We start from the raw sequence: 25,809 nt of genomic DNA on the forward strand, positions 1-25,809 counted from the left end.
GTTTATGGCTCATGGACACCTCTTTTTTTAGCTAGTTTATCTAACTAAAAGGTGTCTAGGAAATCAGTGGCGATTCAAAGCAAACCAAAAGGAACAGGCCCGCAAACGCCAGCAGGCCCATCGGCAACGCCAAAAAGCGTTAGGTGTCACAGAGCTTCGTTTAAAGCTCTACCCTGTCGATATTGAGCGGTTAGAAGTGATTCGCACCTTCTTTAGTTATCCAGAAGGCGTCGAACACAACTACGACAACACGCAAGATACCATAGAAGCGTTGATCCACCGCGTATACGACGAGCTGCCAGCCATTCGAGAAAAGCTGTGCAAATGCCCACCTGCGGCCATCAACTGCCAGAGGGCTGCTGTAAAGACGCTCCCGGCGGCTTATTTCATGGAAGCGCCAAATGCTGGCACACCCTGCACCGAGTTCGCATCCACGACCTCACCCGCCCAACAGATGAGGCCTATCGAGATAAGGAATCGACATGTTAGAACATCAAACACAACGAGAGCGCGTTCGAGGCGGCATATTGACCATTCAACAAACTAAATGGCGCGTCTCCCTCACCTTTATCAAAGATGAGAACTTGTGCAATGGCTATGGCGTATCCAGAGAACTTGTCCGCTCCGAATATAGCGAGTCGAAAAAACAAGAGTTTCTAGAACACTCTTTTGGCATGTTATAGGAGAGCCGACATGACGATCACCTTAATCACCATTGCAGTATTTTATCTGGCAAGGATTGGAATTAAACACGGACAGAATCAGGAGGCCGCATGAACGACACAGCTGACATGACCATACTCACGGAGCATGAGTTAACGCAGCTCACGGGCGCGAGTCGAGCAAACCTGCAAATCGAGGTTTTAGCTCGCAATGGCATCTATCATATTATCGATCGCTATGGGAAACCCAAATTGACCTGGTATCACGTCAATCACCCTAGAACGATGACACAAAGCGAAGATGTACCAGATTTTAGTGCGATGGATGCGATGTAGAGATGGCAAGGAAAAGAACCAACCCGCAGGATTATGCGTTACCTAAACGGGTTTATCGAGGCCGCAGTGCCTATGAATGGAAACCAGCAGCAGGCGGAACAATCCGCCTGTGCTCTTTAGAGGCTTCAATTCCTGATATATGGCTAGCCTTTGAGAAGAAAGTAAAAGAAATAGAAGACATTGAGACTGTCCAACATTTAGTGAACTGTTTCTTCAAAAGCGCTGACTTTCAAGAACTCGCGAACGAGACGCGAAAAGATTACCGTAAGTACGCCAAAAAAGTGTTACCTGTCTTTGGCAAAATGAATGTTAATAAAGTTAAGCCCGAACATGTGCGCCTGTATATGGATAAACGAGGCTTACAATCACGCACTCAAGCGAACCGTGAGCATGCTTTCTTCTCGCGCTGCTTTCGCTTTGGCTACGAACGCGGGTTCTGCAAAAGCAATCCATGCAAAGGCGTTCGCAAATTTAAAGAAAAAGGTCGTAAACGTTATATCACCGATATGGAATATGACGCACTGTATAAATCCGCAGCCCCAGTCATTCAAGTGGCGATGGAACTGGCATATTTATGTTGTGCGCGCCAGGGCGACATCTTAGCAATGCGAACGAGCCAAATCTTAGATGAGGGAATTTATATCGCTCAAGGGAAAACCGGCGTTGAACAAATCAAAGAGTGGTCCCCTCGCCTACGCAAAGCCATTGCTTTATCAAAACGACTCACAGATAAACCAGGCGTTGTTTCAACATTCGTAGTTTGCCAAGCCGATGGCAGCCGTTTTACCCGAGATGGATTTAGTAGCCGGTGGCGAAAAACACGCAGTAAAGTTCGTGAAAAAACAGGCTTACCGATGGATTTCACATTTCATGACTTAAAAGCAAAAGGGATCTCTGACTTAAATGGCACTTTAGAAGAAAAACAGATGATTTCAGGCCACAAAGATATCCGCCAAACAGCGCGCTATGATCGCAAAATTAAGCACGTTCGAGCTGTCGATGGAGACATAAAAAAATGAATTATATTCTGAAAAATATTCTGAAAACGACGTTTTAAAACGTAATTTAGAAAGTTCTAATGGAATGTTCAGCTAGAAAAGCTTTAAGAATCAAGAAGAAGGAGTGGTGCCCGGGGCCGGATTTTAACAACATATATTTTTCAACAAGTTAAGTGATTTTTGGTGTAAAAATGGTGTAAAACGTTTATTTCATCATCTTACTGGAATGAAAACTTTCGGTTCGCATCAAGCCTATGCACAGTGCTGACAGAGCGCAAACAGAACGGATGTAGAATTGTTCTTGAGTGAGAGAAATATAGATATTGATACTTATATAAATAGATAAGGTAAAAATTATTGTTCGGCCACCGGAAAAAGGTGATGTTGGTGAGGAAGTTTAAAATAATACTATATTTATATATAAATCATATAGTTAATATAGTGTGCAAAAGGTGAGAAATCGGTGCTAAAACGGTGATGTCATCACCTTTTGGTAAGGTGAGATCACCCTATTTAAGGGTAATGAACAATTTAAATAAAATCATATAGTTAGAACATTTTTAAAATTCCTCACCTTTTAACATCACCTTTTCTAACCGTATTCTCACCTTTGTGTAATTCATATAAATCAAATAGTTAACCCGTAATATAGGGGTTTCCTCACCTTCTCACCTTTTTCCGGTGGCCATCTCATAAAAATTCCCTAAATCCGATTGATTTATCAATAGTGCGATAACTTTTCCAAGTGCAATTGATTACCCCGTAAAAACAGGCCGACACTGCAGCATTCCGCATCCATTTGCAGCACGCAAAATCGCGGCTAAGCGCCTGCCCTGTCTGGTCTCAACGCATATGCAGCACTGCAGCATTTTTGATACAAAAAGCGCGCAGGCGTGGCGGGGAGTCGACTGCGCGCGCCGGGGTGAAATTGACAGGGCTATTGATTGGTTTATAAAATAGCCGCAGTCTAAAAGAACGTTCAATAAGAGTGGCAAATTCAGTTGTACTGCTTTCCAGTACGACTGAATTTATCAAGCGAATAAATGAAGCAGGTATGATAGGCGACACAAATATATATCACGTGGACTTTGACTCTGATAACTTAATCTTGATTGAGCAAAACGATATTCCCTACGTTCCTATTCGCCCACTTGCAGAAAACCTCGGCCTCAGCTGGTCTCCGCAAAAAGAAAAAATAGATACCCGATTTGCTAATGTTGTTAAATCACTTAAAGCACAAGGTTCAGATGGGAAAAGATATGAGATGGTCTGCCTACCTTTGCGTAAATTACCAGGCTGGCTTTACACTATTAATCCGAATAAAGTGAAACCCGAACTCAAAGCTAAAGTGGAGCATTACCAAGAGCAGTGCGACGAAGCACTTTGGCAATACTGGACGACTAAACATCACAGAGAAGGACAACCGCTTAAGATTCCCAATAACCTGCCCCCAAAAGATTATGCACACTATGTGATGCTTGAAGCCAACTTGCTCTATAAATTGGAAAAAATACAATCGAAGTTTAATCGAAAGCGTTTACGTGACCGAGTTCTTCAAGTTTCAGCAATTTTAGATGAAGAAAACCCTTTTCTTCCCGATGATGATATTGCTCCGGAAAGTGCTCCATTAGAAGCGCAACTATTCTGGGCTAATCTCGCTGGGCTAGAACGTTCAGGAGTTCGATTAGATCACAGCCCTATCCATAACTTAATCGCCCTCGATTTACACCAAGTTCAAAAAGAGTTTATTAATAATAACTGTGTCGTAGCTAGTGTTGACACACTCCGTAAAGTACTCCGACAGTGTGACTCTCCCAAATTCTTGGCAAAAAATAAAGCAGTCATCAGCCAAATCAATGGGAAAGTGGTTCGGTGTTGGATTTTTGAAGGAAATATAGATTAATGGCAGAAGAAAAATCTAAAGTAGAACAACCAAAAACGGAAGTTACAGAAACAATAAAATATTTTCAAAAAACAAAATCTTTACTAGTTGGATCAACATTCACTATATTTTTAGGTTTTATCATTATTTATTCCTATCTAAATGAATATGGTCTACTGCATGAATTACCCTTTATAATATCCGATTATAAATACCTCATGTTAATTGCAGCATCTGCCATAATAATTACAGGATTTCTGTATTTTTTCCTTATATATGCACCTTTAACTATCAATCTTAGCGAAGATATCCAAAATGCATCTAAGAACATAAAAATATTTTATAGAACAATAATAGCCATCTATTGCTTTTCTATAGTAACTTCTCTTTTATTAAACCATTACGAGATTGGATTAAAAAATACATTTACCACTTGGACTATAATATTTGTTGTTAGTATAATATCTTTATGCCTACTCATATATAAAGATAAAAACATAGTATGTAAATTCAACATAAAAACTTTAAGTGGAATATGTACATATTTATTTATATTGTTCTTCATTTTTATTTTTCAATTTTGTTTTTATATTTTTTGGATAACGTTATATCCAAAAAATAATGTTGATTCCATCTGGATAACTTCCATATTCAATATAGCATATTCCATCATACTATCATTTGTATACTTACCTTCAGAGAAATTCATAAAAATAAACAATAAATATAAATTAAGATTTGAATATGCTCTTATTTTTGTTTTATTAATTTATTTTATTTTGACGCAGAAAAATAATATATTTGTAAATAAAATCATGCGATTTTTCCGTCAAGGTGATTATTATGCTAGCATCGAATTAGTTTATGATGAAAAATATGATGTTTTAAGAGATAATTTTAAAAACCCTTGCACTAGACAAGACGATCTAAGTTCCAATAATTCAGTATGCCGAAATAATCAAACTTTTCATGGCGTACATGTTATTTTAAGTGCTCCGAATAAATTATATTTCAAACTATTAAATGATCCAAACATGTATGTCATCCCTCAAAATGACTTCATTAATCAATGTAATTACTCACCTAAAAAGCCAGGGAAGGATTTTCAACACGCAAAGAACTTTAAAAAACACTGCTAGCGCTAATAATAGTGGACACTATCTATAGCCGGGTTGAGAGGTCTAATACAACACCCTTGAGGGGAATAAGCCCGGAGCCTCCTGTATGAGCTCTAGTTGAAACCCGGCATCCTGCACTTGACCGCCCCTGGTGGGCGGGCTATGATCTTTGATACTAGAAATCAAACAGCGGTTATCCGCACCCGTAAGCCTTTGCGGTTTTTTTGTGCCTGCGATTTATTGCAGTGTGCACCCATGCCTATTTTATGGCCGGGTTGAGAGGCGTTAATACAACACCCGCAAGGGGAATAGGCCCGGAGCATCTGTTTGAGCTCTAGTTGAGACCCGGCTCTCCAGCTACTAACTGGAGTTGCTGCTACACACTAAAATCAAACAGGATGACATTATGTCTAATTCATACGCTATTTCTGATTCAGATCTCAACACATTGCAAGAACTTCAAGGCACTCTGCAGTTGATGCGCTTTATGCTGGATGATGGCACCGCCAAAGGTGACGTTCTGCAGGTGAACCCCGAACACCTCTCCCGCTTTCTGGAATTGATGAATGACCAAGTGAGTAATGTTATTCAACATGTGGATGGAACTAGCTCCATTCGCTAGTCAGTTTATTGTGCTTTTGCTAAAGTAATGCTGCTATCCATCTGATATAGCAGCATTACACGGGAAGGCTCCATGGATGAATTAGACAAAACACTCGACAAATTTTTAGACCCAAAAAGTGAGATTCAAGTCCTCGCTCTCAAAGGTGATTGGGGAATAGGCAAAACCTATTTTTGGGAACATTTCATCAACGATAAAATTGAAAACAATAAATTAAAATTTAAAGCATATAGCTACATTTCTCTCTTTGGTAAAAACACTCTTGAACAGCTTAAATCTGATATTTTTTATGAAAACATTTATCTTAAAAAAGAAAATATCCAAGAAGATGAAAAAAGTATCGATAGGCTAAATAATGCCTTAAAAAGGATAAAGAATGTTTCTTCCAAAAATAAATTTTTCAAGTGGTTACCAAACACTTTCCGCTCTATTTCTATAAAAATTCCTTTTATTGATGGTTCTGATTATGTCAAACAAAAAATAGAGTATAGTCTAGTTAACAACTACTTAATCTGTATTGATGATATTGAAAGGAAAGGCAATTTATCATTAAAAGAAATTTTAGGGTTAATCGATGAACTTCGAACTAAGAAACAGTGTAAAATCATACTTATTTTTAACGAAGATACTTTTGATGATAATGACAAAAAAGATTTAAAAGCATACCGTGAGAAAATAATTGACCATGAATTAAAGTATTCACCAACAATCGCTGATAATTTAATTATTATATTTAACCAAGAATATGATAACATTTTAGAAATAGAGAAAATATTAAAAATACTAGATTGCAACAATATTAGGTTATTTAAAAATATAAAAAATTGTTATGACGAATTTAAGAATATAGAAAAAAACATTCCAGAGAGCAATTTAACAAAGTTTATTTTACCCCAGATAACCTTTCTTTTTTGGATGGAATATATATGTACAGAAAAGTCAAAATATACTTTTTTAAAGGAAAAATACAAAAATGGGCCTTTTGATTTAACGTTAATAGGGGAAGAACCAAGAGAAAAAAGTCAAGATGAAAGCTGGGCAGATGAAATATTAAACAATCTAAATCTTCAATATTCTCCTTTTGATGAACATATAGACTTTTATCTTAAAAATGGTTTTTTTGAATACAAAAAAACTTATAATGCTATTGTTGATAATGCAAATGCAGAACTAATTAAAAATATCAATTTTCTAATAGTTTCTCTACAAAAAAAATACTATGACGACTTTAATTGTAATGAACATTATTTTCACACAGAAATAAAAAAATTATTAGACACAAACATTAAGAATATAAATATATTATACCTTTCTTCTTTGTTTGATCTAATAAATCAAACAGGAATATCAATAAATAAAATTTTTTATATAGAAAAATACAAAGAAGAACACCCCCAATTAAAGATGTCAGAATCCGACAAAGCTTTTTTCAACATGAGGATAAAAAATAAAGATATCCGTAGGCTATTTCAACATTATTTAAACAATAAATATAAGTTTAACATCTATATAGCAATTTCCAACTTAGAACAAAATATGGCTGATGATTGGGAACTAAAAGATTTATCTACAGTAAGTACCGATATTCTTATTGGTTGGATTAAAAATGAACAGAACAACGTGAATAGAAAAATATCAAAAGGGCTATTAAAATATAGGAGTTTTAAAAACAAAGACTCTATTCCTAATATATTACTCTATCAGAAAATCGAAGAAAACACGATTGCAGCCTTAAAACAGATTGCCAGCGAAAGTGACTTCAACCGTCGCCGAATTAAAGAGTTCTTCGATGTTGAACCGGATGACTAACCCCACCTAACAACTTCTTCCCCCACCCACTCGTTAACCACACTTAAACGGGCTTGCAGTGGGGCGAGTTCGTTGTCGGCCCAGACTTGTGCGGCTTCTTGCAGCGAGCCAAAGCCGGCGGCGTTTTGTGGGATGATGCCCATCAATTGTGGTGGGATGCGCAGTGCAGCCAGTAGGTCGTCGCGGCTGATGTTTTTAATGCTGGCAAAGTCATCTTTGGTGGCCACTTCACTAATGGGGATCAACTGAATCCCGTCCTTTTTGCCGTTCGGTGCGTACATAAACACATTTCGAAAATTACCCGGGCCTTTGTTCTGCTTCATCTTCTCGCGCAGGTTGGCAATGTCTTGCTCATTTTGCGCCGCATCGGTCATATACAAAATAAAGCCGGCATGGCTGCCGTTCTGGTAATACTTACGGCGAAACAACGTTGCCGCCTCATTAAGCAATGCCGATTGAATCGCACTTAACCACTCGGGCAAACCGTAGATCTCCTGATTCACATCGGCCTCACGTATCTGGCAAACGCTGCCTTTGGCAAACTTATGCGCCTGATGAAACGATTCCACCTGATAATACACATCCTTCTCTATGCCAACCCGCATGTAACGCGCCAGCATCGGTTTTAACTCAATGGTTCTATCTAAGCGATTGGTACGCCGCTCCAAATAGGCATTGCCAAAGCACAACCAATCCATGGCGAACTGCTCAAACGCAACGCGGCTTAAGAGTTTATGCGGCACAAATGCGCGGCTTAACATATTGCGCTTAAAGTTCAGGCCACTTTGCAAATACACACTGGCGCGCGTGCATTTTGCCAGCCCGCCCAGCGACAGCGGTGGCTCGTACCATTTGCCGTTCTGCCAGCATTCCATATAATCCAGCAAATCCCGATGCGACAGCACCGGCTCTGGGTCCCCAAAGGTAAACATCTCAACGCTATCGCTCATTAGAACATCTCCATAAAGCCGCTATTGGTTTCGGTTCGCCCTTCCAGCGGCTCATTTTGCAGGGCATGAAACAAGCCCCAGGCTAAATCGGCGTGGCCGGTTTCATCACTGCGCCCGGCGGTGTAGGTAAATTGGCGGCCCGAAGCCGTCACCGTTTTGCGAATGGCCATTAAACTTTGTGATAAATCCGTCCAACCCGCATCGTATTCCAGCCGCGCATTTTTAATCACATCATAGGCTTTGAGCACCAAGGCGGTTTTCACCTGCGGGCTGTAACTAAACGTGGTGAGTGCGGGGAAAAACTGCTTCACCAACTGCGCCACACCAGCGCCCATACCTGTGCCATCCAAGCCAATATAAGTGACAAAATAGCGCTGGGTAACTTGCTCAATGGCGCGCGCCTGAGCGGCAAAATCCATCCCTTTAAACTGCACCCGCTCAATCACCCGAAACTTACCGCCTGCCACTTGCGGCGGTGCCACCACTACCATGCCTGCCGAGTCGCCACTTTCAGCCGGGTCATACCCCACCCAAACAGGGCGATCGGCCAATGGCCGCAGCGCAAACGGTTTGTAATCCGTCCACTGCTCCCAAGAATCCACCATGCACGGCTGCAACATCGCCAGCGGGAAGATGCTCGCGCCATCATCCACAAACTCACACATCAGCAAGTTGGCGAACTGCTCCGCGTTGTACTCAAAGCGCAGCTCATCGATATCAAACAGGTCACACCCACGCTGCTGCGCATCTAAAATGGTGACAATCTGCCGCCAGATCTTATCCTCACACAACCGCCCTTGCGCCAACGCTTGATGCGCCACATCCAACTGAATTTGCTGCGCTTTAGGCCGCCCACGGTTCACCCGCTCGCCTGTCCACCACTTATAGGCCGGATGCGCCATGCTCGATGGGGTTGAAAAATACGTTTTGCGCCACTTCTTATGCAGCGCCATACCCGAGGCCACCTTATTGAGCTCTTCAAAACTCTGCGTCCAGAAAAACTCATCAAAATAAAAATTGCCGCTGCGCCCTTGAGCCGTGCGAAAGTTCGTGCCTAAAAAATGCAGTTCTGCATTGTTATGGCCCAGCACAATCGGATCACCGGTGAGCGGCTTGCCCGTCACCTCATTCACAAACGCCTGCATATAACTTTTAAACTGATGGGCTTGCGCCTTCGAAGCGGATAGAAAAATCTGATTGCGCCCCGTTATCAGCGCATCCATCAGCGCCTCACGGGCAAAATAAAAGGTCGCGCCAATTTGGCGACTCTTTAAAATCATCCGCGTTCGCTGGTTGCCCGCACGATACCAATCTTTTTGGTAATCAAAACATTGCTCTAAAAATGCCGCCTGCAGCTGCTCAATCTCATCCTCAGTAAAACTATTGCGTTTAGCCGGCTCTTTGGCTTTGGCATTGCGGTTGGCGACTTTGGGGTTTAAATCGGCCTCATTGCCACCGTGTTGATACCGGCTAATACGAGCTTGGCGCTCTAACTGGCGGTGCAGAAGGTCAATCTCTTTGTAATCACCGCCAGTTTTGGCATCTTTTAAAATCAGCTGCATTAAGCGCACTTCCAGCGCCCCACCTACGCGCTCAGCTGCATCGGCGTTATCCCATTGGTCGCGGCTTTTCCACGAGCGCACCGTCTTGGCATTCTCGGCTAAGTAATCTGCTATCTGAGCCAGCGGCCAGCCCTGCCAATACAAAAAGCGAGCCGCGCGGCGATGGTCTTGCATTAATGGCGTTTCATTCATGCGCCCATATTGGCCAGAGTCCCACCTTGCCCCTACGGCTGCCCAGTGTATGCCGATGGGCTACAACAGCCCCTCGTTGCCGCAAATGGCTGCAGTTTCGACCATGAGCACAACTGTCAGCAAACTGAGACACACCATGAAGAAAACCCGCTCAAAATGGTTTCGCGTTGCGGTTGAAGGCGCCACTACCGATGGCCGCACAATCGAGCGCGACTGGATCACCCAAATGGCGCAAAGCTACAACCCACAAACCTACGGCGCTCGCGTTTGGCTTGAACATATTCGCGGCATTTTGCCGGAGTCACCCTTTCGTGCATATGGTGATGTCAGTGCCGTTAAAGCTGACACCGTCACCATCAATGGCGAAGAAAAGCTCGCCCTGTTCGCCCAAATCGAACCCACGGGCGATCTCATTAACATGGTCAAAGGGCGACAAAAAATTTACACCAGCATGGAAGTGCAGCCGAACTTTGCCAAAACCGCCAGCGCCTACTTAACTGGCCTTGCAGTGACCGATTCACCAGCAAGCCTTGGCACCGAGATGCTCGCATTTGCCCAGCAAAACCCACAAGCCAGCCCGCTTAAAGATCGCAAATCAGCGCCCGATGCCCTGTTTAGTGAAGCAGCCGAAACCGAGCTTGAATTTGAAGAGTTTGAAGACGAAGGCGGCAAGTTCACCCACCTTACCGACAAACTCAAAGCGCTGTTTAACCGCCAACAGCAACAAGGCCACCACGACGACGAACTGGCCACCGCCATTAGTGAGTTAGTCGAGTTCGCCCAGGGCCAATACCAACAGAGCGAGCAACACACCCAGGCATTAACCGAGCTTAAAGCGGCCCATCAGCAACTTGAGCGCGACTTTAACGCCCTAAAAACCGAACTTGAGCAAACGCCCAACCATCCAGAACGGCCCGCCATCACAGGTGGCAACCAACAGCTGGCCCAATTTTAAAAGGAGCACTCATGCGCACCGACACTCGCAATAAGTTCAACCAATACCTCGCGCAGCAGGCCAAGCTCAACCAGATCAGCAGCGCGAGCGAAAAATTCAACGTCGAGCCAACCATTCAGCAACGGCTCGAAACCGCCATGCAAGAGTCATCCGCCTTTTTAGGGCGCATCAACATGCTTGGCGTGACCGAACAATCCGGCGAATCGGTGATGCTCGGTGTTGGCAGCACCATTGCCAGCCGCACCGACACCACCAAAACCCGCAGAAACACCCGCGATGTTGCCGCTCTGTCGAGCGATGACTACACCTGTAAAAAAACTGACTACGACACCCACGTCACCTACGCGCTGCTCGATGCCTGGGCCAAATTCCCCGACTTTCAAGCGCGCCTATCCAACGCCATTATTCAGCGACAGGCGTTAGACCGCATCATGGTTGGCTGGCACGGCACCCAAGCGGCCGCCGATACCGACCGCGACCAATACCCACTGCTTGAAGACGTCAACATCGGTTGGTTGCAAAAATATCGCAACAAAGCCACCGATCGCGTTCTTGATAGTGGCGACAAAAAAGAAGGCTCCATCTTGCTGGGCGATGGTGGCGATTACGCCAATCTCGACGCGCTGGTTTACGATGCCATTCAAATGCTCGACCCGTGGTATCGCAAATCACCGGATCTCGTTGCGATCATCGACCGCAACCTCATCCACAGCAAAATGCTCGCAGCCATTGAGCGCGGCGCGGCCAGTAACCGCGAAGAACTTGCCGCCGATGAAATCATCACCCGCACCCACATTGGCGGCCTGCCTTATGTGGATGTGCCCCACTTCCCAGATGGTGTGGTGATGGTCACCAGCCTTAAAAACCTCTCCATCTACTGGCAAGAAGGCGCACGCCGCCGCCTCATTCGTGAAGAGCCAGAGTGGGACCGCATCGCCACTTACGAATCATCCAACGATGCCTACGTGATTGAAGACTTTGGCCTCGGCGCCGTGGTTGAAAACATTCAGCGCACCGACCAAATCGACGACAACGGCGAAACCACCACCGACGCAGAACAGGATGCCTAACCATGCTCTCACTGGCACAGCGCCATCAACGGCGACAACAAGCCGCTAAAGCTGCCAACACCAACGCCCCGCAGATGGCCGGGGCCACCGCATACGAGCTGCAACTGATGCAGCTCAAACAAGATCAACTGCGCTTAAAACAAATTCAATCAAGCCAGGGCAAAGCCAAACTCAAAACCAAACTGCTGCCCGCTTACACCCCTTATATTGACGGTGTGCTGCAAAGCGGCACTGGCGCGCAAGATGACATCGTCACCACCATCATGCTCTGGCAGATGGATGCCGCCAACTACGCCAGAGCCCTGCAAATTGGGGCATATGTGCTCAAATTTAACCTCAAAATGCCAGACCGCTTCGCCCGTACCAGCGCCTGTGTGATTGCCGAAGAGCTCAGCGATGCCGCCCTTGCCAAGCTCAAACAAAACGAGCCATTTGAGCGCGCACTGCTTGAGCAAACCCAAACGCTAACCAACGGCCACGATATGCCCGATGAAGTGCGTGCCAAAGTGCATTTAGCACTCGGCAAACAATGGCTATTCGAGGCCACAACCGATGAACAAAACCCCGACAACACCCAGCTTGAGCACGCCCAAAGCGAGCTAAAAGCAGCCATTGATTTACACAACCGCTGCGGCGGCAAAAAGGATTTAGAACGTGTCGAGCGTTTACTTAAACGCACGGCCGACTAACCCGAGCGACCCACGCACCCCGGCGGCCCAAGTGGCCCGACTGGCGCGCCAACGGCCAACCAATCGCGCCCACTTGGTCACCGCCGAACTTGCGTTAAGGAGAGTCCATGACTCTAATAGCCAACGGTGACATTCCGCCAACTGGCATCACCATCACCAACGATGGCTTTTTTCCAGACATCAACACCAACCGCGTGCGCGACACCATGCGCTTAGATAGCGCCATTAGCGATGCGCGCCTGGAACAAGCCACCATGGGTGCCATGTTCAGCGTGAATATGGAGCTCAAAAGCTACGCGCTCGAGCAGCAAAGCAACGGCTACAGCAACTTAAACGCCGTGCCAGATGTCAACATTGGCGGCACCTCGCGCCCTGTGTGGCTGTATCAGCGCGCCGTGTTTAGCACCGCCGCCGCCGAGCTTACCGAGCACTACCGCAGTTACGACTCAAGCGGCGATGGCCTCGACACCGCCGAACTGCTCAGCTACAGCATTGACGAATACCGCCGCGATGCCCGCTGGGCGATTCGCGATCTGCTCGGCCAATCTCGCTCAACGGTGGATTTACTATGACCACCATTCGCACCCAACAAGGTGACAGCGTCGATAGCCTGTGCTGGCGCTACTATGGCCGCACCACCGCCGTCACCGAAGCAGTTTTAAACGCTAACCCCGGCTTGGCAGATTACGGCCCCACACTGCCCGCCGGACTCAACCTGACCTTGCCCGAGCGGGTCTCGCAGCCCACCACCGCACAGGTACAACTATGGGAATAAATCACCAGATGAATATGCCTGACAACCCCGACAAATGGGCGTGGCTTGCCACGTTTGTGCACGACAACTGGCCCTCGCTTTACGCTGGCGGGCTGGCGTTTTTAATTGCCTTTATGCGCATTGGCTACAACGGCGGCAAGCTGCGCCAGTACGCCTTTGAAGCGCCGCTGTGCGGTTTGTTAGGCATTGCCAGCTCCTACGGTTTAACCAGTGTTGGCCTCTCGGCAGCCGCCGCTGGCGGTGTCGCCTCATTAGTTGGGTTATTTGGCATCGAAACCTGCCGCACGCTGGCACTGAGCTTTATCAAAAACAAACTAGGGAGTGATTAAATGAAACAAGGCGATCGCGGCGCCAATGTGCGCCATCTGCAGCAATTGCTTAAAAAAGCCGGCTACGCCATTGAAGCTGATGGCGATTATGGCCCCGCCACCGAAAAAGCTGTGCAGGCCTTTCAAAAAAGCACGCAGCTGGTGCCCGATGGCTGCGCAGGCGCGAAAACACTGGCCGCCTTAAGCGGCAAACCCACCGACAAATACCTAAAAATGCCGATGTTAAAACAAGGCGCGCGCCAGCTCGATGTCCCACTGGCGGCAATACTCGCCGTGAACGAGGTCGAATCACGCGGCTGCGGTTTTGATGAGCAGTTTCGCCCGGTGATCTTATTTGAGCGGCACATCATGTATCGGCGCTTACAAGCCAAAGGGCTGCGCCAACAACAAATTGATGCCATTGCCAAAGCGCACCCCAATCTGGTGAACGCCAGTGCCGGTGGTTACGAAGGCGGTGCGGCAGAATGGCAACGCCTGAACGATGCCAAAGCCATTGATGAAGACTGCGCCATTGAAGCGGCCAGCTGGGGCTTGTTTCAAATTATGGGCATGCACTGGCAACGGCTTGGTTATGCCAGCGCCAAAGATTGGCAAAACCAAATGCAAGCCAGCGAAAGCGCCCAGTTTATCGCCTTTACCCGTTTTATTAAGGCCAGCCACCCACTGCTAAGCGCCCTGCGCAGCCAACATTGGGCCGACTTTGCCAGCGGTTATAACGGCCCCAACTACCAGCGCAACGCCTACGATGCCAAACTGGCGCGCGCTTACACCCACTACCTCACACGGGTGAGCGGATGAATAAATACCTCATTGGCGGCCTGCTCTTGGCCGCCGTGGCACTCTCGCTTCAACAGTGGCGCATTAGCGTGGCCAAGAGCAAAGCCGACCATTACCAGCAGCGCGCCGAAACCTTAAATGCCAATTACAATCAGGCGCAGCAGGTTATTAGCACCTTAAATGGCGAACTGGCCGAGCAGCGCCAGGCACAAAGTGCGCTCAGCACCCAACTGGCCCACTTGCAACAAACCGCCCAAGCCAAACAAACCCAACTCACCAAGGCCATCAATCATGACAGCACGCTTAACCAATGGGCTAGCCAGCCTTTGCCTGCTGGCGCTGTGCAGTTGCTCCAGTGAGCAGCCCATCTGCCCGGCACCGGTTGTGGTGGTGCATCATGCGCCCAGCATCAGCGCGTGTTCTAAAAGCAGCGTAACCATCACCACCAATGGCGAACTGCTGCAAGCCTACCTCACAAGCCAAGGGGAGCTCAGCCAATGTGCTGCCAAAGTGGATGCGGTGATTCAATCGCAACAGGAAACCAATGCAAAAACTCACTGACCTGCGCGCGCACCTTTTAAGCCGCCTGCCGGAGCTTAAACAAAACCCCGACAAACTGCTGCTGTTTATCGAAAACGGCCACCTGTGCGCCACCGCCCATTACAGCCGCTCGTTTGAATACCGCTACACCGCAACGCTGATAATTACCGACTTTGCCAGCCACTTAGACGCCTTTACCATCGCCCTGTTTGACTGGGTACGCACCAACCAAAGCGAGCTCATGACTAACAGTGATAAGCTTGAAGCCATTGAGTTTGAGGCAGAAATTAACGACAACGTGCATGTCGATTTTATCTTGCACCTGCCGCTCACCGAATCCGTGAGTGTGATTGAAACCGACCAGGGCTTGCAGGTTGAACACCTCGCCGAGCCGCAGCTTGAAGAAGAACTGCCCAGCGACACTGCGCTCACCTTAATTGACCCAACGGGCCAACCCATCACCACCTGGAATGATAATGACGAATAACCTCACCGCCCTTGAAGACTGGACCGCGCCGATTTTAAACAAACTCGCCCCCGCCGAACGGCGCAACAAACTGCGCCAAATTGGCCAGCAAATTCGCAAACAGCAGCAAAGCCGCATTAGCAACCAGCAAAACCCCGACGGCACACCTTTTGCCCCGCGCAAAGGCCGCATCAAACGCAAAATGTTTACCAAGCTTAAACAAGCGAAATGGATGAAGGTGCAAGCCAAAGACGACATCGTCACCATCGGGTACACAGGCCGAACGGCTAAAATCGCCCGCGTGCATCAGTATGGATTGACCGATAAACCGTCTCCAAAGAGCCGGTCTATTCGGTATAGGAAAAGGGAAGTGTTAGGAGTAAACAAAAAAAACGCTGTCCAGCAAACAATGTTACAACACATAAATTTATCGGAATAATATATTTTCCTTGAGAGAAGCAGGTGAACGTTCTACATGCAAAATCAGATTAGTTTTCTGTTTAAATTCTTTTTTTATCCTCTGTAATTCCCCTCTCATTTTTGGTACTCCAGTAGAAATAACGAAGCATTTCTTCAAATAGTCCTTAAAATCCTTTTCTGTATCTCTTAGTGTTTGCTGTATTTGAGATGAAGCTCGTGCTACCCCTCCGCCTTTAAGTTCAACATATAATGCCAGTTGATGCTCATCTTTTTCTGACGCATTTTTAAATACAATATAATCACATTTCCGCTTTGTAGGATCTGCATCCTTACAATCAACATGAATTTTGTAATATGTAAATCGAGATGAATTTTCTATATTTACGCACGTTTTATTCTCATGCATATTGATTTTAGAATCCGAGCATGGTTCACCTAAGCTTTTAATATCCATCTCAATCCATCTCCATAAGATTATCCATAACTTCTTCAATTCGATCAGAAACTCCGTCAAGATGTGCGCTATTGATCATTCTATATTTTGTATCAAGAATAGACTCCAAAATACCATTTTTTATAGTATATGCAGATACATCTTCAAACTTAATAGGTTCTCCCCCGCCATTAATTTTTTTAAATTTAGCTAACTTATCAGCATCACTACCAACAACATCATTAGCATAAATCATATTATTTAATGTAGTTAATATATATGGACTATGTGTTGTAATAAAGAATCGAGTGTCCTCCTTATATAATTCAGATAAAAGCGATACGATTTGACTTTGGGAATCTGTAAATAAATGAGCTTCCGGTTCTTCAATAAAAAAGAAATCATTTTCCATAAATCTAGAAAATACGATTAAAACGAGTAAAAAAGGTAACGATTCTTGTTGCCCTGATGAAGCATTAAGAACATTTATTATTTTCCTTTCTTTAGCAGAAAAAATCCAATCTTGATCATCTCTAGATCTATATTGTCCTTTTAATATCCTACCAAAAAGCTCATTAATATTTTCATTCATATTTCCCCTAAAGGATTCTTTTTCAAGAATACCTCTCTTATACATTTTTTTAGCCATTTCATATTGTGAGCCAAAATCTTTTAAAAATGGATCTATATCAATATTTGAAGATAAAAATAGAAATATATTTTTTTGTAAATTAGAAAAAAATGACCTACTTGCTGGGATAAATACTGTTTCTTTGAAAAAACTTGTTTCTTCTGACTCAAACAACTTCATCTTGATATCGCTATAAAAAAATCCGAATAATTCATCTGATGCATCTTTTGATTCACTAGCATTAATACTTTCGACTTTTTTCCTATAAAGGGTTCTATTTTTATTATAGATAGCCTTTAACCTTTTATTGTATGAAACTTTTATTGTAGTATTGTTTTTTGATTTTGATTTAACACCTATTATTTTTATAGAAATACTACCATTATAATATTCAATAGCAAAATTAGTACCATTCCACGTATATTTTGGAAACCTAGATAAAAAGTCAATTTTGATTTTTTTTGATATATCTAATAGAGTATTTTCTTTGATACATCCTTCTATAAAATAGCCTGAACAATTTCTAAGAAAAAATGCTACTTTTGCCACAACACTTTTACCTAATGCTTGAGGGCCAATAATTACATTTATCCTGTTAATTTCAAACTTGGCTCTCTTCACAACCAAAAAATTGTCTATCGTTATTCCTTCCATAATCTATCAATTCCTCTTGACAATAATATTCAATATACTACTCTGACCTTGAGGCGTGACAACCTCTTCTAAGCGGTTTACCCGCACCCGAAAGCACTGCGGTTTTTTTGTGCCCAAAATTTGTGGGCCGACTGATTTATGGTCGGGAGTTCTGCCGAATACAACACCTTCGGGGAATAGGCAGAGCGGTCTCTTAGAGCCGTTGTCACCCTCCTGACCACCCGAACATTGGGTAAACAAACATTTGTGTGACAACAAATCTAAGGAGCCAACCATGGCAAACTATCCCTATCATCTCAGTGAAGAAGACTTTCGAAAACTTCGTAACATCCGCGACAGTCTGGCACTAACACAAAGCACAACGGCGTACATACCCAACTCTCAGGATTTTTTCCTCGAACCAACTTTAGTGACCGCGTTCTTGGACTCCATGACATCACTGATGAGTGATGTGTTACAGCACATTGAAAATCCAGACAGTACCCACTAATTCCTATAGAGCAGCTTCGGCTGCTCTAATCAGATTTAGTTCCAATCAGGATAATTCTGCTTTATATAATCAGACAATAATTCTTGAAACGCCTTAAGCTGATTACGTTTGTTTGATAGTTCTATATCAACTTCTTCAATGCGCCCTTTAAGATAATGACTTTTAGAGTGTGAAACCTTTTCACTACCTAACCGATGGATTAATCTCTGCTTCTCAATATCTAGCCCTTCTATATCATGCGATACTGAAAAGATATGTGTCTTCATCTGATCAACCATCATGTCATTATCGAGTTGATCTTCAAAATCAGCCTTCAACACCTGTTGCTCTTGGAAAGAATGTTCTTGGAAATCGAGCCCCATATTAAACATCTTACTTCTCATATTTGATGCTATTTTTCTAGCTTCATCGAAAGAGATCCCTCCAGTTAATTCAACTTCAGAGATGACATCCTCTTCAATTTCTGTATCTAAGTATTCATTTGAGAGCTGCAAAAATTTGTTAGATTGACAGATAAATATATCTCTCTCAGGAACTGAGGCCCTGAACTCAAGAATTAATTCACTGCGAGGCCCAAAAGTCCAGTTTTTATCTTCTGTTCTATGCCACCAATCTTGCTTAGTATCATCAGTTACCAATACAACATTGTTTTTTTTAGACTTAGCATGATTAATAATCTGCATCCAAAAGACATAATCACCCAGCGCATCGATTTTGTCTTTAATAGTAGGTGCTTCATTGAGCTTTTTCTTATCAGCAAAACCAGGCGGAATTTGTTGGTTAACTCTATAAACCCCCTGTTCTATCCATTTATCAGATTGCTTAGAATCACCGTTTTTACCGACTTTCCCTTCAAAAAGAGAACTAATTTTATCTAGGATTGCATCATCGTGATAACGTTTAGTAAATTCCTTTTTACCTTCATCTAACTCTGTTTTTAACTGGTCAAACAGCGTATTTGCCTGTGTCAGCGTCTCATCGGTAATAAATGGGTTTTTACGCTGATTGTTAAGTGACGTTCTAACGCCCTCAATTTGTTTCAATAAGGTTGAATAACTCTCCGCTTCTTCATGGATAACCGATGCGCGATTACGCAGATACTCTTCAGCTATTTGATAAGGCAGCCACACTCTTTCCTTAATCTTATCCAAGGTATTAAGGAACGCATCTTTAGTGGTAGGGGTATAGCGATACAACCCCAACAATATGTTGGTATCAAAGACAAACAATGTCTCATCAGACGTCCAGAGAGCTTCAAGCTCAGTCCCGGTTTTAGGAAAATATCCAGGGAAAAGATCCTTCACACGCAATTCCATGCTTTATAAAGACTTTAGGATAAAGTTATCCCACATTATCTAAATCATCAATAGTTCGAAAGGCTTAGCCCATTGATTGAGAAGCAAATATTGTTGTGGAGGAAACCAACGAAAGCTTAAATTTTTCCCTTCGTTGGTGTTAAAGTGACAATTGATTGGAAAGCTATCCTTACTTAATAAACAAGCGTCCCAACTCTATAGCCGCCTTTACGAAATGCGATATAACAGGTGTTGCTCGATAATGGCTGTAATCCATTACTCGAATCGAGGTTATATTGGGTAGTTCCTAACGGACAGGCGGGGATGGTTACAAAGCGATATCCATGGTCAACTAGGCATTCCACAAATGCTTGTTTGCGAAGCCCCGCGTTCGTATCGGAGGTATACGTCTGCCCACCATAGGTTTGTCCACCAGTGGTATTGCAAAATACCTGCGTACCAATGGTATTACAGCGGGTTTGCACTGGCGTGGTGTAAGTCGGCATTGTGCTACTCACAATATGCTGTGGCACCCGCTGTACAGCTTCAATTTTACAGTCCGTAAAATTGCGCTGGCGCATCGCACTATTCTCCGCTTTGTATGGAAAATTAACCAACGGCTTACCATCTTTGTAATTGCTGTAAAACGTCGATGAGCATCCTGCTAAACTCATTGTCAAAACTGCCAGTATTGGCACTGCATAAATTTTCATAACATCCCTATTCTATCTATCCCGTTCATGTTGATTTATTTATCAAAAAAATCAACTGGATAACGTTGAACCCTGCCAGAAAAGAGAGGTATCTTAAAACCATAATTTATAAACCTACAATCGAGCAAAAGGCTTAACCCTTGGATTGAGTATAAAAAATGCAAATTGCATCATTTGTGGCGAATCGCTACAATAATCAAATTAAAGAAGGGGGAAATTATGGCAACTTCAAGTGTACGGCTTGACCAAAAGCTAGTAAATAAAGCAACCATTATGGCTAAAGCATTGAACCGCACAACGCCAAAGCAAATTGAGCATTGGGCTAAAATTGGCCAAATGATGGAAGATAACCCAGATCTCCCATATGAATTTGTTAAACAAGCTATTATTGCTCAAGCTGAGAAAGAAGCAGGAGAGTTAGAGGAATATAACTTTGGCTAAAATAGAACGTATTTTTCAAACGCCTACGTTTAAAAAAGCTGCCAAGAAACTGCACAAAAATCAAAAAGCAGACCTCGACCAGGCTGTTCGCGAATTGATGGAAAATCCACTCCTTGGTGAACAGAAAAAAGGAGATCTGCTTTTTTTACGTGTCTATAAATTCAAAATGGTTAAGCAACTCACACTGCTTGGCTACAGTTACGAAGACGGCACAGTTACGCTGGAGCTACTCACGTTCGGCTCTCACGAAAATTTTTATCGCGATATTAAGCGCGAATTATAATCTCTGCTTATTTCTGTAAACCTTCTCGATACACCCACCTCTAGCTGACGCTCTGCGCGCTGCTCTTTAGCGTGCGGGGTATGACCATTGCAGAAATCAATCGCCGACTGGATAACCTCATTCGCATCGGCGTAATTAGCGAGCTTGACTACTCCCGTGCAGAGTTTCCCTGTGCGCGGGTCAGCTGTGGCGAGCTTCTAACCCACTGGTTGCCTCTGGCCACGGTTCGCGCGGGTAGTGATGGGGAACATGACCCGCACGAAGTTGGCGAACAGGTCATTGTGCTCTGCCCCGGTGGCACGCTCGAGCAAGGGGTCATCATCGCCTCGCTATTTAGCACCAACCGCCCTAGCCCATCGACCGCCACCACTACGCATCGCCGCCAGTATCGTGATGGCGCAGTCATTGATTACGACACCGCTAACCATCAGCTCACAGCCACTTTGCCCGCTGGCGGTAAAGTCACGGCTACGGCATCGGGCGGTTTTACCTTAATCGGCGATGTCAAAATTGTTGGCAATACTGCCATTACTGGCAATTTAAATGCCGAGGGCGAGATGCAATCCCAAGGGGTGATTCATTCAGAGCAAGATGTCACCGCGCAGTCCATCAGCTTAAAAGGCCATCGCCATAGTGATGTGGAACGCGGCGATGAAACATCAGGAGGGCCAGTCGCATGATGGGGATGTCAGCCGACAATGGCCGCACTTTAACGGGTGATGATCACCTGGTGCAATCGATTAGCGATATTCTCAACACGCCCATTGGTTCGCGGGTGATGCGCCGCGACTACGGCAGCCAGTTGCTGGATTTAATCGACTCCCCAGCCAACGAAGCCACAAGCGTGCTGGTGTACTCAGCTATTGCCTCGGCGCTCTTAAAATGGGAGCAGCGCATTCGTATTTCGCAATTAAGTTTAAGCAGCACCGAGCAAAGCGGCGCGTTTGTGGTTGAAATCACCGGCACACGCACCGACACCAATGCTGCCACTAATTTACGCATTCCGGTGCGCTTAGGAGCTGCCGCATGAGCGCAACGTTTACCCCGATTGATTTATCTGCACTGCCAACCCCCGATGTAATAGAAACCATCGACTATGAAACTCTGCTAAGCGATAACAAGGCCCTGCTTTTAAGTTACTACGACAACGATCAACAGGCCGAAGTGGCGGCAACATTGGCGCTGGAATCAGAACCGCTCACCAAATTGTTGGAAGTCTTTAGTTATCGCGAAATGCTCTTGCGCCAGCGCGTTAATGAGGCGGCGCAAGCCACCATGTTGGCCTATGCCGCTGATAATGACCTTGACCAAAAAGCCGCCGATGTAAACCTCACACGATTAGAAATCACCGCCGCCACAGATTCGACCGATGCAGTGATGGAAAGCGACGAAGCGCTACGCGAGCGCATTCAAATGGCGTGGGAAGGGTTATCAACCGCCGGGCCGCGCAACAGCTATATTTTTCACGCACGTAATGCCTCTGGCCAAGTGGCCGATGCCACCGCGGTGAGTCCATCGCCAGCAGCGGTCACGGTGACCATTCAATCGGCCACCGAACCCGGCACCGCAGACAACGCGCTGCTTGATACCGTTCGCAGCTATTTAAGTGATGAAGAACGCCGCCCATTGGGCGATCGCTTAACAGTGCAATCAGCTGAGATTATTGAATACCAGGTCAACGCAACCTTAGAGCTTGCCACCACAGGCGCAGAAAGCTCACTCATTGTGGATGCCGCCACCAGTAATTTAACCGAGGTGGTCAATCAGCGCCGCCGATTGGGCGTAGAGATTGCCGCCTCGGCGATTTATGCGGCCCTGCATGTTGAAGGCGTGGCCAAAGTCACCCTCACCGACTGGCAAGATGTGGTGCCAACCGCGGCCCAGTGCGGTTATTGCACGGGCATGAGCGTTGAGGTAGCGCAATGAGTGTCTTACCACCCAATGCCAGCGCATTAGAGCGCGAGCTTTCAACCATCAGTGAGTCGGTCGATGGCATCGAAGTGCCGATTCGAGCGATTCATCGCCCCGCCGATTGCCCCAGTGATTTAATGCCCTATTTAGCCTGGGCGCGCAGTGTGGACCGTTGGGATGCCAGTTGGAGCGATGCGGCCAAACGCCAAACCATCGCCGATAGCTATTTTACCCACGCCCACAAAGGCACCATTGCTGCACTGCGCCGCGTGGTTGAACCGCTGGGCTTTTTGCTGGAGGTGATTGAGTGGTGGCAAGAGGACGCAACGCCCGGCACCTTTCGGCTGATTATCGGCGTAAAAGATCAAGGCATTACCGATGAGCTTTACGCCCTGCTCGAGCTGCTAATAGATGACACCAAACCAGTCAGTCGGCAAATGCAGGGGCTGATGTTGTCACTCTCTACCTCAGGGGAGTTTTTCACCCATGCAGCGACCTACTGCGGGGATGACTTAACCGTGTACGCCTACATGCCAGAGCTGGTGACCACGCAAAGCGCCCAATATGCCGGTGGCAGCAGCCATCAAATTGATACCCTCACCATCCAACCGCAAGGTGATTCATGAGCCAATACTTTGCCATTTTAACCACCATTGGCGAGGCTAAAATCGCCAATGCCACCGCACTGGACCAAGCTGTTGAGATTAAACAGATGGCACTCGGCGATGGCAACGGCGACACACCAACGCCAAGCGAGAGCCAAACGGCGCTGCTTAACGAGCACTACCGCGCCAGTTTAAACAGCCTAAGCGTGAGTGACGATAACCCCAGCCAGATCATTGCCGAGCTGGTTGTGCCTGAAGATGAAGGCGGTTATTGGATCCGCGAGTTGGGTTTGTTCGACACCAACGGCGATATGCTGGCGATTGCCAACTGCCCACCGACCTATAAGCCGCTATTGTCTGAAGGCTCCGGCCGCGTGCAGCGCATTCGCATGGTCTTAACAGTGAGCAACACCAGCGCCGTCACCCTTAAAATTGACCCATCGGTCGTGCTCGCCACCCGCGATTATGTCGATGCGCAAATGCTCAGTGTTCAGCAATACAGCGACACGCAAAACAGCGATTTAAAAGCCTACGTTGATAGCCAAGACAGCGACATCAAAGCCTATGTCGATGCTCAGGATAAAAGCTATCAAACCGCCGCAAAATCGGACGCCACTAAAAAGGCCAACCAGGCACTGGCAGACGCCCAAACCTACGCCGACACTCAAGATGCCAGCACTCTTGAAAACGCCAAGAGTTATGCTGATACCCAAGATGCTGCAACCTTAGCCGCTGCTAAATCCGATGCAACCAGCAAAGCCAACAGCGCTTTAAGCAGTGCCAAAAGTTATGCGGATACACAGGATGCAACCGTGTTGGCTAGTGCAAAAGCGGATGCCAGTAGTAAAGCCGATGCGGCTGAAGCCGCAGCGAAGAGTTACAGCGAAGATGCGGGGAATTTGAAAACTGGGCAAGTTGATAGCGATCGATTACCCGCAGCAACAACTTCCGTCGCCGGCGCTGTCAAGCGCGCAAAAGATGCTGACGCGTTATCCGGAACTGGGGAGGCAATCCCTGGAGTCAATCAGGTCGCGGAGATGATGAGTCAGTTTGGTTTGTTTGGTGACGGGGTTGACACTGGTTTGATGATCGACTCAACCACCCCTTTGTCGGTAATTGACGCGATACCCAATGGATTCATCTATTTTAATACAACGTTACTATCAAGTGACCCAACTGAGTCATTAAATTTTAAAGGGGTTAAAGTCCCATACGGTAGCTACGATTATGCAATAATTTGTGCTGGTGGGAAAGCCGGTGAGAGGATAGCTGGTACATATCATAGAGGGACGAATGAATGGATTCAAAACTATACAACGTCGAATCTACCTGTATATCCGTTCAACGCATCATCGACTCGAAAAATATATACGGTAGGTGTTGATCGTGTTTTTGGCACAACTTATACAGTTACGGGTGAAAAACCGAGGTTAGTACATCTGATTTTTGGTAACTCAAATAACACTGGGTTGCTAACTGTAGAGATTAACGGAACGGCATTTGTTAATGCGATTACCGCCTCTCAGGGGAGCGGACTTTGGGACTTTTATGACGGGACATTTTTATTTTTGCCTGGTGAAACGTATATGTTTGATTTTACAGGAAACTCGATGAATGGTGGATACCACTGGATGGAGATTGAATAATGCGATATTTCAAAGATGATACTAATCAGCTTTATGCATACGATAATGGTTTACTCACATCCACTGAAAAACAGGCACAGGTAGACGCAGCTCAGGCGGCGTATGATGCCGATAACTCAGATGAGAATCTAATCGCTCTGCAAAGTGCTCAGTCCATTCGGGTCTACATCAAAGATGATTTAACAGAGCTCAGTGAAACCGACTATCAAGCGGCAATTGCCCCCACCGACGAACAAAAACAAGCGACCGAAGCCGCTGCCGTTCGCGCTACGCGTGATGAACTAGCCGACCGCACGAGCCGTGAGATTAACCGCTTAGAAGATGCCGGCACTGATGCCAGCGATTGGCGGCAATATCGCATTGCACTGCGCAATGTACCGGAGCAAGACGGTTTTCCATTTGATGTGCAATGGCCCGAAACACCGGGCGAATTTACAGGGAAATAACCCAAAGGGCTGCGTCATTGCGGCCCTCATTTTTAGCTAACTTCAAAACCGCCAATACATTGCCCACTGTAGCTTTGGTCACTACATCTAAAATCAGCTGCCCATTGCC

The 25,809-nt window shown here is 45.6% G+C and carries 34 protein-coding genes; 28 read left to right on the forward strand and 6 right to left on the reverse strand.

The window, feature by feature from the left end; translation table 11 throughout:
- The first annotated feature begins 482 nt into the window (after positions 1 to 482).
- From ABTQ23_RS08535 to ABTQ23_RS08565, 7 genes are all read left to right on the forward strand, one after another.
- Positions 483 to 683 carry a hypothetical protein gene (locus ABTQ23_RS08535; RefSeq protein ID WP_408615283.1) on the forward strand — a complete coding sequence of 67 codons (201 nt, stop codon included), beginning with the start codon at positions 483 to 485 and terminating at the stop codon, positions 681 to 683.
- A 90-nt stretch (positions 684 to 773) separates the two neighbouring features.
- The gene (locus ABTQ23_RS08540; protein WP_408615284.1) at positions 774 to 998 is read left to right on the forward strand and encodes a DUF4224 domain-containing protein; all 225 of its coding nucleotides are present in this window, start codon (positions 774 to 776) and stop codon (positions 996 to 998) included.
- Positions 999 to 1,000: 2 nt separating this feature from the next.
- Complete coding sequence (locus ABTQ23_RS08545; protein WP_408615285.1) at positions 1,001 to 2,017, forward strand: tyrosine-type recombinase/integrase; 1,017 nt, start codon at positions 1,001 to 1,003, stop codon at positions 2,015 to 2,017.
- A 967-nt stretch (positions 2,018 to 2,984) separates the two neighbouring features.
- Positions 2,985 to 3,899 (forward strand): phage antirepressor N-terminal domain-containing protein, encoded by a 915-nt coding sequence (locus ABTQ23_RS08550; RefSeq protein WP_408615286.1) that lies wholly within the window; start codon positions 2,985 to 2,987, stop codon positions 3,897 to 3,899.
- The gene (locus tag ABTQ23_RS08555) at positions 3,899 to 5,017 is read left to right on the forward strand and encodes a hypothetical protein (protein WP_408615287.1); all 1,119 of its coding nucleotides are present in this window, start codon (positions 3,899 to 3,901) and stop codon (positions 5,015 to 5,017) included. The genes ABTQ23_RS08550 and ABTQ23_RS08555 overlap by 1 nt, the downstream gene beginning before the upstream one ends.
- Before the next feature lie 385 nt (positions 5,018 to 5,402).
- Entirely contained in the window at positions 5,403 to 5,618 is a 216-nt protein-coding gene (locus ABTQ23_RS08560) for a hypothetical protein (RefSeq protein WP_408615288.1), read from the forward strand.
- Between the two features lie 72 nt (positions 5,619 to 5,690).
- On the forward strand, positions 5,691 to 7,427 hold the full coding sequence (locus ABTQ23_RS08565) for a P-loop NTPase fold protein (protein WP_408615289.1): 1,737 nt from the start codon (positions 5,691 to 5,693) through the stop codon (positions 7,425 to 7,427).
- Here the strand turns inward: ABTQ23_RS08565 and ABTQ23_RS08570 are convergent.
- Positions 7,424 to 8,377, reverse strand: a complete 954-nt coding sequence (locus tag ABTQ23_RS08570) for a phage portal protein (protein WP_408615290.1) — start codon at positions 8,375 to 8,377, stop codon at positions 7,424 to 7,426. The two genes, ABTQ23_RS08565 and ABTQ23_RS08570, sit on opposite strands and share 4 nt — an antisense overlap.
- Positions 8,377 to 10,131: a terminase large subunit domain-containing protein gene (locus tag ABTQ23_RS08575; protein WP_408615291.1), complete on the reverse strand. Its 1,755-nt coding sequence runs from the start codon at positions 10,129 to 10,131 to the stop codon at positions 8,377 to 8,379. Before ABTQ23_RS08575 ends, ABTQ23_RS08570 begins: the two co-directional genes overlap by 1 nt.
- Positions 10,132 to 10,267: 136 nt before the next feature.
- Between ABTQ23_RS08575 and ABTQ23_RS08580 the strand changes: the two genes are divergently transcribed.
- Genes ABTQ23_RS08580 through ABTQ23_RS08635 form a run of 12 tightly spaced genes read left to right on the forward strand, consistent with a single transcriptional unit; the run spans position 10,268 to position 16,171 of the window.
- A complete protein-coding gene (locus ABTQ23_RS08580; protein WP_408615522.1) occupies positions 10,268 to 11,086 on the forward strand; it encodes a GPO family capsid scaffolding protein in 819 nt (272 codons plus the stop codon).
- Positions 11,087 to 11,097: 11 nt separating this feature from the next.
- The gene (locus tag ABTQ23_RS08585; protein WP_408615292.1) at positions 11,098 to 12,156 is read left to right on the forward strand and encodes a phage major capsid protein, P2 family; all 1,059 of its coding nucleotides are present in this window, start codon (positions 11,098 to 11,100) and stop codon (positions 12,154 to 12,156) included.
- Between the two features lie 2 nt (positions 12,157 to 12,158).
- Complete coding sequence (gpM, locus tag ABTQ23_RS08590; RefSeq protein ID WP_408615293.1) at positions 12,159 to 12,845, forward strand: phage terminase small subunit; 687 nt, start codon at positions 12,159 to 12,161, stop codon at positions 12,843 to 12,845.
- On the forward strand, positions 12,811 to 12,975 hold the full coding sequence (locus ABTQ23_RS08595) for a hypothetical protein (protein WP_408615294.1): 165 nt from the start codon (positions 12,811 to 12,813) through the stop codon (positions 12,973 to 12,975). The genes gpM and ABTQ23_RS08595 overlap by 35 nt, the downstream gene beginning before the upstream one ends.
- Positions 12,953 to 13,417, forward strand: coding sequence for a head completion/stabilization protein (locus ABTQ23_RS08600; RefSeq protein ID WP_408615295.1), 465 nt, complete (start codon positions 12,953 to 12,955; stop codon positions 13,415 to 13,417). Before ABTQ23_RS08595 ends, ABTQ23_RS08600 begins: the two co-directional genes overlap by 23 nt.
- Positions 13,414 to 13,620, forward strand: a complete 207-nt coding sequence (locus ABTQ23_RS08605) for a tail protein X (protein WP_408615296.1) — start codon at positions 13,414 to 13,416, stop codon at positions 13,618 to 13,620. The genes ABTQ23_RS08600 and ABTQ23_RS08605 overlap by 4 nt, the downstream gene beginning before the upstream one ends.
- Positions 13,611 to 13,949, forward strand: a complete 339-nt coding sequence (locus ABTQ23_RS08610) for a phage holin, lambda family (protein ID WP_408615297.1) — start codon at positions 13,611 to 13,613, stop codon at positions 13,947 to 13,949. The genes ABTQ23_RS08605 and ABTQ23_RS08610 overlap by 10 nt, the downstream gene beginning before the upstream one ends.
- A complete protein-coding gene (locus ABTQ23_RS08615; RefSeq protein WP_408615298.1) occupies positions 13,950 to 14,747 on the forward strand; it encodes an N-acetylmuramidase domain-containing protein in 798 nt (265 codons plus the stop codon).
- Positions 14,744 to 15,085, forward strand: a complete 342-nt coding sequence (locus tag ABTQ23_RS08620) for a hypothetical protein (RefSeq protein WP_408615299.1) — start codon at positions 14,744 to 14,746, stop codon at positions 15,083 to 15,085. The genes ABTQ23_RS08615 and ABTQ23_RS08620 overlap by 4 nt, the downstream gene beginning before the upstream one ends.
- Positions 15,018 to 15,287, forward strand: a complete 270-nt coding sequence (gene lysC / locus ABTQ23_RS08625) for an Rz1-like lysis system protein LysC (RefSeq protein ID WP_408615300.1) — start codon at positions 15,018 to 15,020, stop codon at positions 15,285 to 15,287. The genes ABTQ23_RS08620 and lysC overlap by 68 nt, the downstream gene beginning before the upstream one ends.
- Positions 15,271 to 15,753 carry a phage tail protein gene (locus tag ABTQ23_RS08630; RefSeq protein WP_408615301.1) on the forward strand — a complete coding sequence of 161 codons (483 nt, stop codon included), beginning with the start codon at positions 15,271 to 15,273 and terminating at the stop codon, positions 15,751 to 15,753. Before lysC ends, ABTQ23_RS08630 begins: the two co-directional genes overlap by 17 nt.
- Positions 15,743 to 16,171 (forward strand): phage virion morphogenesis protein, encoded by a 429-nt coding sequence (locus ABTQ23_RS08635; protein ID WP_408615302.1) that lies wholly within the window; start codon positions 15,743 to 15,745, stop codon positions 16,169 to 16,171. Before ABTQ23_RS08630 ends, ABTQ23_RS08635 begins: the two co-directional genes overlap by 11 nt.
- Here ABTQ23_RS08635 and ABTQ23_RS08640 read toward each other — a convergent pair.
- Positions 16,160 to 16,606, reverse strand: coding sequence for a hypothetical protein (locus tag ABTQ23_RS08640; RefSeq protein WP_408615303.1), 447 nt, complete (start codon positions 16,604 to 16,606; stop codon positions 16,160 to 16,162). The genes ABTQ23_RS08635 and ABTQ23_RS08640 overlap by 12 nt on opposite strands.
- 1 nt (position 16,607) lies before the next feature.
- Complete coding sequence (locus ABTQ23_RS08645; RefSeq protein WP_408615304.1) at positions 16,608 to 17,870, reverse strand: AAA family ATPase; 1,263 nt, start codon at positions 17,868 to 17,870, stop codon at positions 16,608 to 16,610.
- A gap of 274 nt (positions 17,871 to 18,144) precedes the next feature.
- Between ABTQ23_RS08645 and ABTQ23_RS08650 the strand changes: the two genes are divergently transcribed.
- Positions 18,145 to 18,360 carry a hypothetical protein gene (locus tag ABTQ23_RS08650; protein WP_408615305.1) on the forward strand — a complete coding sequence of 72 codons (216 nt, stop codon included), beginning with the start codon at positions 18,145 to 18,147 and terminating at the stop codon, positions 18,358 to 18,360.
- A gap of 35 nt (positions 18,361 to 18,395) precedes the next feature.
- Here ABTQ23_RS08650 and ABTQ23_RS08655 read toward each other — a convergent pair whose 3' ends face one another.
- Both ABTQ23_RS08655 and ABTQ23_RS08660 read right to left on the reverse strand, forming a co-directional pair.
- A complete protein-coding gene (locus ABTQ23_RS08655) occupies positions 18,396 to 19,664 on the reverse strand; it encodes a PIN-like domain-containing protein (RefSeq protein WP_408615306.1) in 1,269 nt (422 codons plus the stop codon).
- Between the two features lie 185 nt (positions 19,665 to 19,849).
- Positions 19,850 to 20,368 (reverse strand): hypothetical protein, encoded by a 519-nt coding sequence (locus tag ABTQ23_RS08660; RefSeq protein WP_408615307.1) that lies wholly within the window; start codon positions 20,366 to 20,368, stop codon positions 19,850 to 19,852.
- 219 nt (positions 20,369 to 20,587) lie between these two features.
- Between ABTQ23_RS08660 and ABTQ23_RS08665 the strand changes: the two genes are divergently transcribed.
- The 8 genes from ABTQ23_RS08665 (at position 20,588) to ABTQ23_RS08700 (ending at position 25,700) form a co-directional block, all read left to right on the forward strand.
- Positions 20,588 to 20,809: a TA system antitoxin ParD family protein gene (locus tag ABTQ23_RS08665; protein WP_408615308.1), complete on the forward strand. Its 222-nt coding sequence runs from the start codon at positions 20,588 to 20,590 to the stop codon at positions 20,807 to 20,809.
- A complete protein-coding gene (locus ABTQ23_RS08670; protein ID WP_408615309.1) occupies positions 20,802 to 21,092 on the forward strand; it encodes a type II toxin-antitoxin system RelE/ParE family toxin in 291 nt (96 codons plus the stop codon). The genes ABTQ23_RS08665 and ABTQ23_RS08670 overlap by 8 nt, the downstream gene beginning before the upstream one ends.
- 80 nt (positions 21,093 to 21,172) lie before the next feature.
- A complete protein-coding gene (locus tag ABTQ23_RS08675) occupies positions 21,173 to 21,772 on the forward strand; it encodes a phage baseplate assembly protein V (protein ID WP_408615310.1) in 600 nt (199 codons plus the stop codon).
- Positions 21,769 to 22,122: a GPW/gp25 family protein gene (locus ABTQ23_RS08680; RefSeq protein WP_408615311.1), complete on the forward strand. Its 354-nt coding sequence runs from the start codon at positions 21,769 to 21,771 to the stop codon at positions 22,120 to 22,122. The genes ABTQ23_RS08675 and ABTQ23_RS08680 overlap by 4 nt, the downstream gene beginning before the upstream one ends.
- Positions 22,119 to 23,018, forward strand: a complete 900-nt coding sequence (locus tag ABTQ23_RS08685) for a baseplate J/gp47 family protein (RefSeq protein ID WP_408615312.1) — start codon at positions 22,119 to 22,121, stop codon at positions 23,016 to 23,018. Before ABTQ23_RS08680 ends, ABTQ23_RS08685 begins: the two co-directional genes overlap by 4 nt.
- Entirely contained in the window at positions 23,015 to 23,629 is a 615-nt protein-coding gene (locus ABTQ23_RS08690; protein ID WP_408615313.1) for a phage tail protein I, read from the forward strand. The genes ABTQ23_RS08685 and ABTQ23_RS08690 overlap by 4 nt, the downstream gene beginning before the upstream one ends.
- On the forward strand, positions 23,626 to 25,254 hold the full coding sequence (locus ABTQ23_RS08695) for a phage tail protein (protein WP_408615314.1): 1,629 nt from the start codon (positions 23,626 to 23,628) through the stop codon (positions 25,252 to 25,254). The genes ABTQ23_RS08690 and ABTQ23_RS08695 overlap by 4 nt, the downstream gene beginning before the upstream one ends.
- Positions 25,254 to 25,700, forward strand: a complete 447-nt coding sequence (locus ABTQ23_RS08700; RefSeq protein ID WP_408615315.1) for a phage tail assembly chaperone — start codon at positions 25,254 to 25,256, stop codon at positions 25,698 to 25,700. Before ABTQ23_RS08695 ends, ABTQ23_RS08700 begins: the two co-directional genes overlap by 1 nt.
- Positions 25,701 to 25,809: the final 109 nt, after the last annotated feature.

It is taken from the genome of Celerinatantimonas sediminis (genome assembly GCF_046054195.1).
Lineage (GTDB): Bacteria > Pseudomonadota > Gammaproteobacteria > Enterobacterales > Celerinatantimonadaceae > Celerinatantimonas.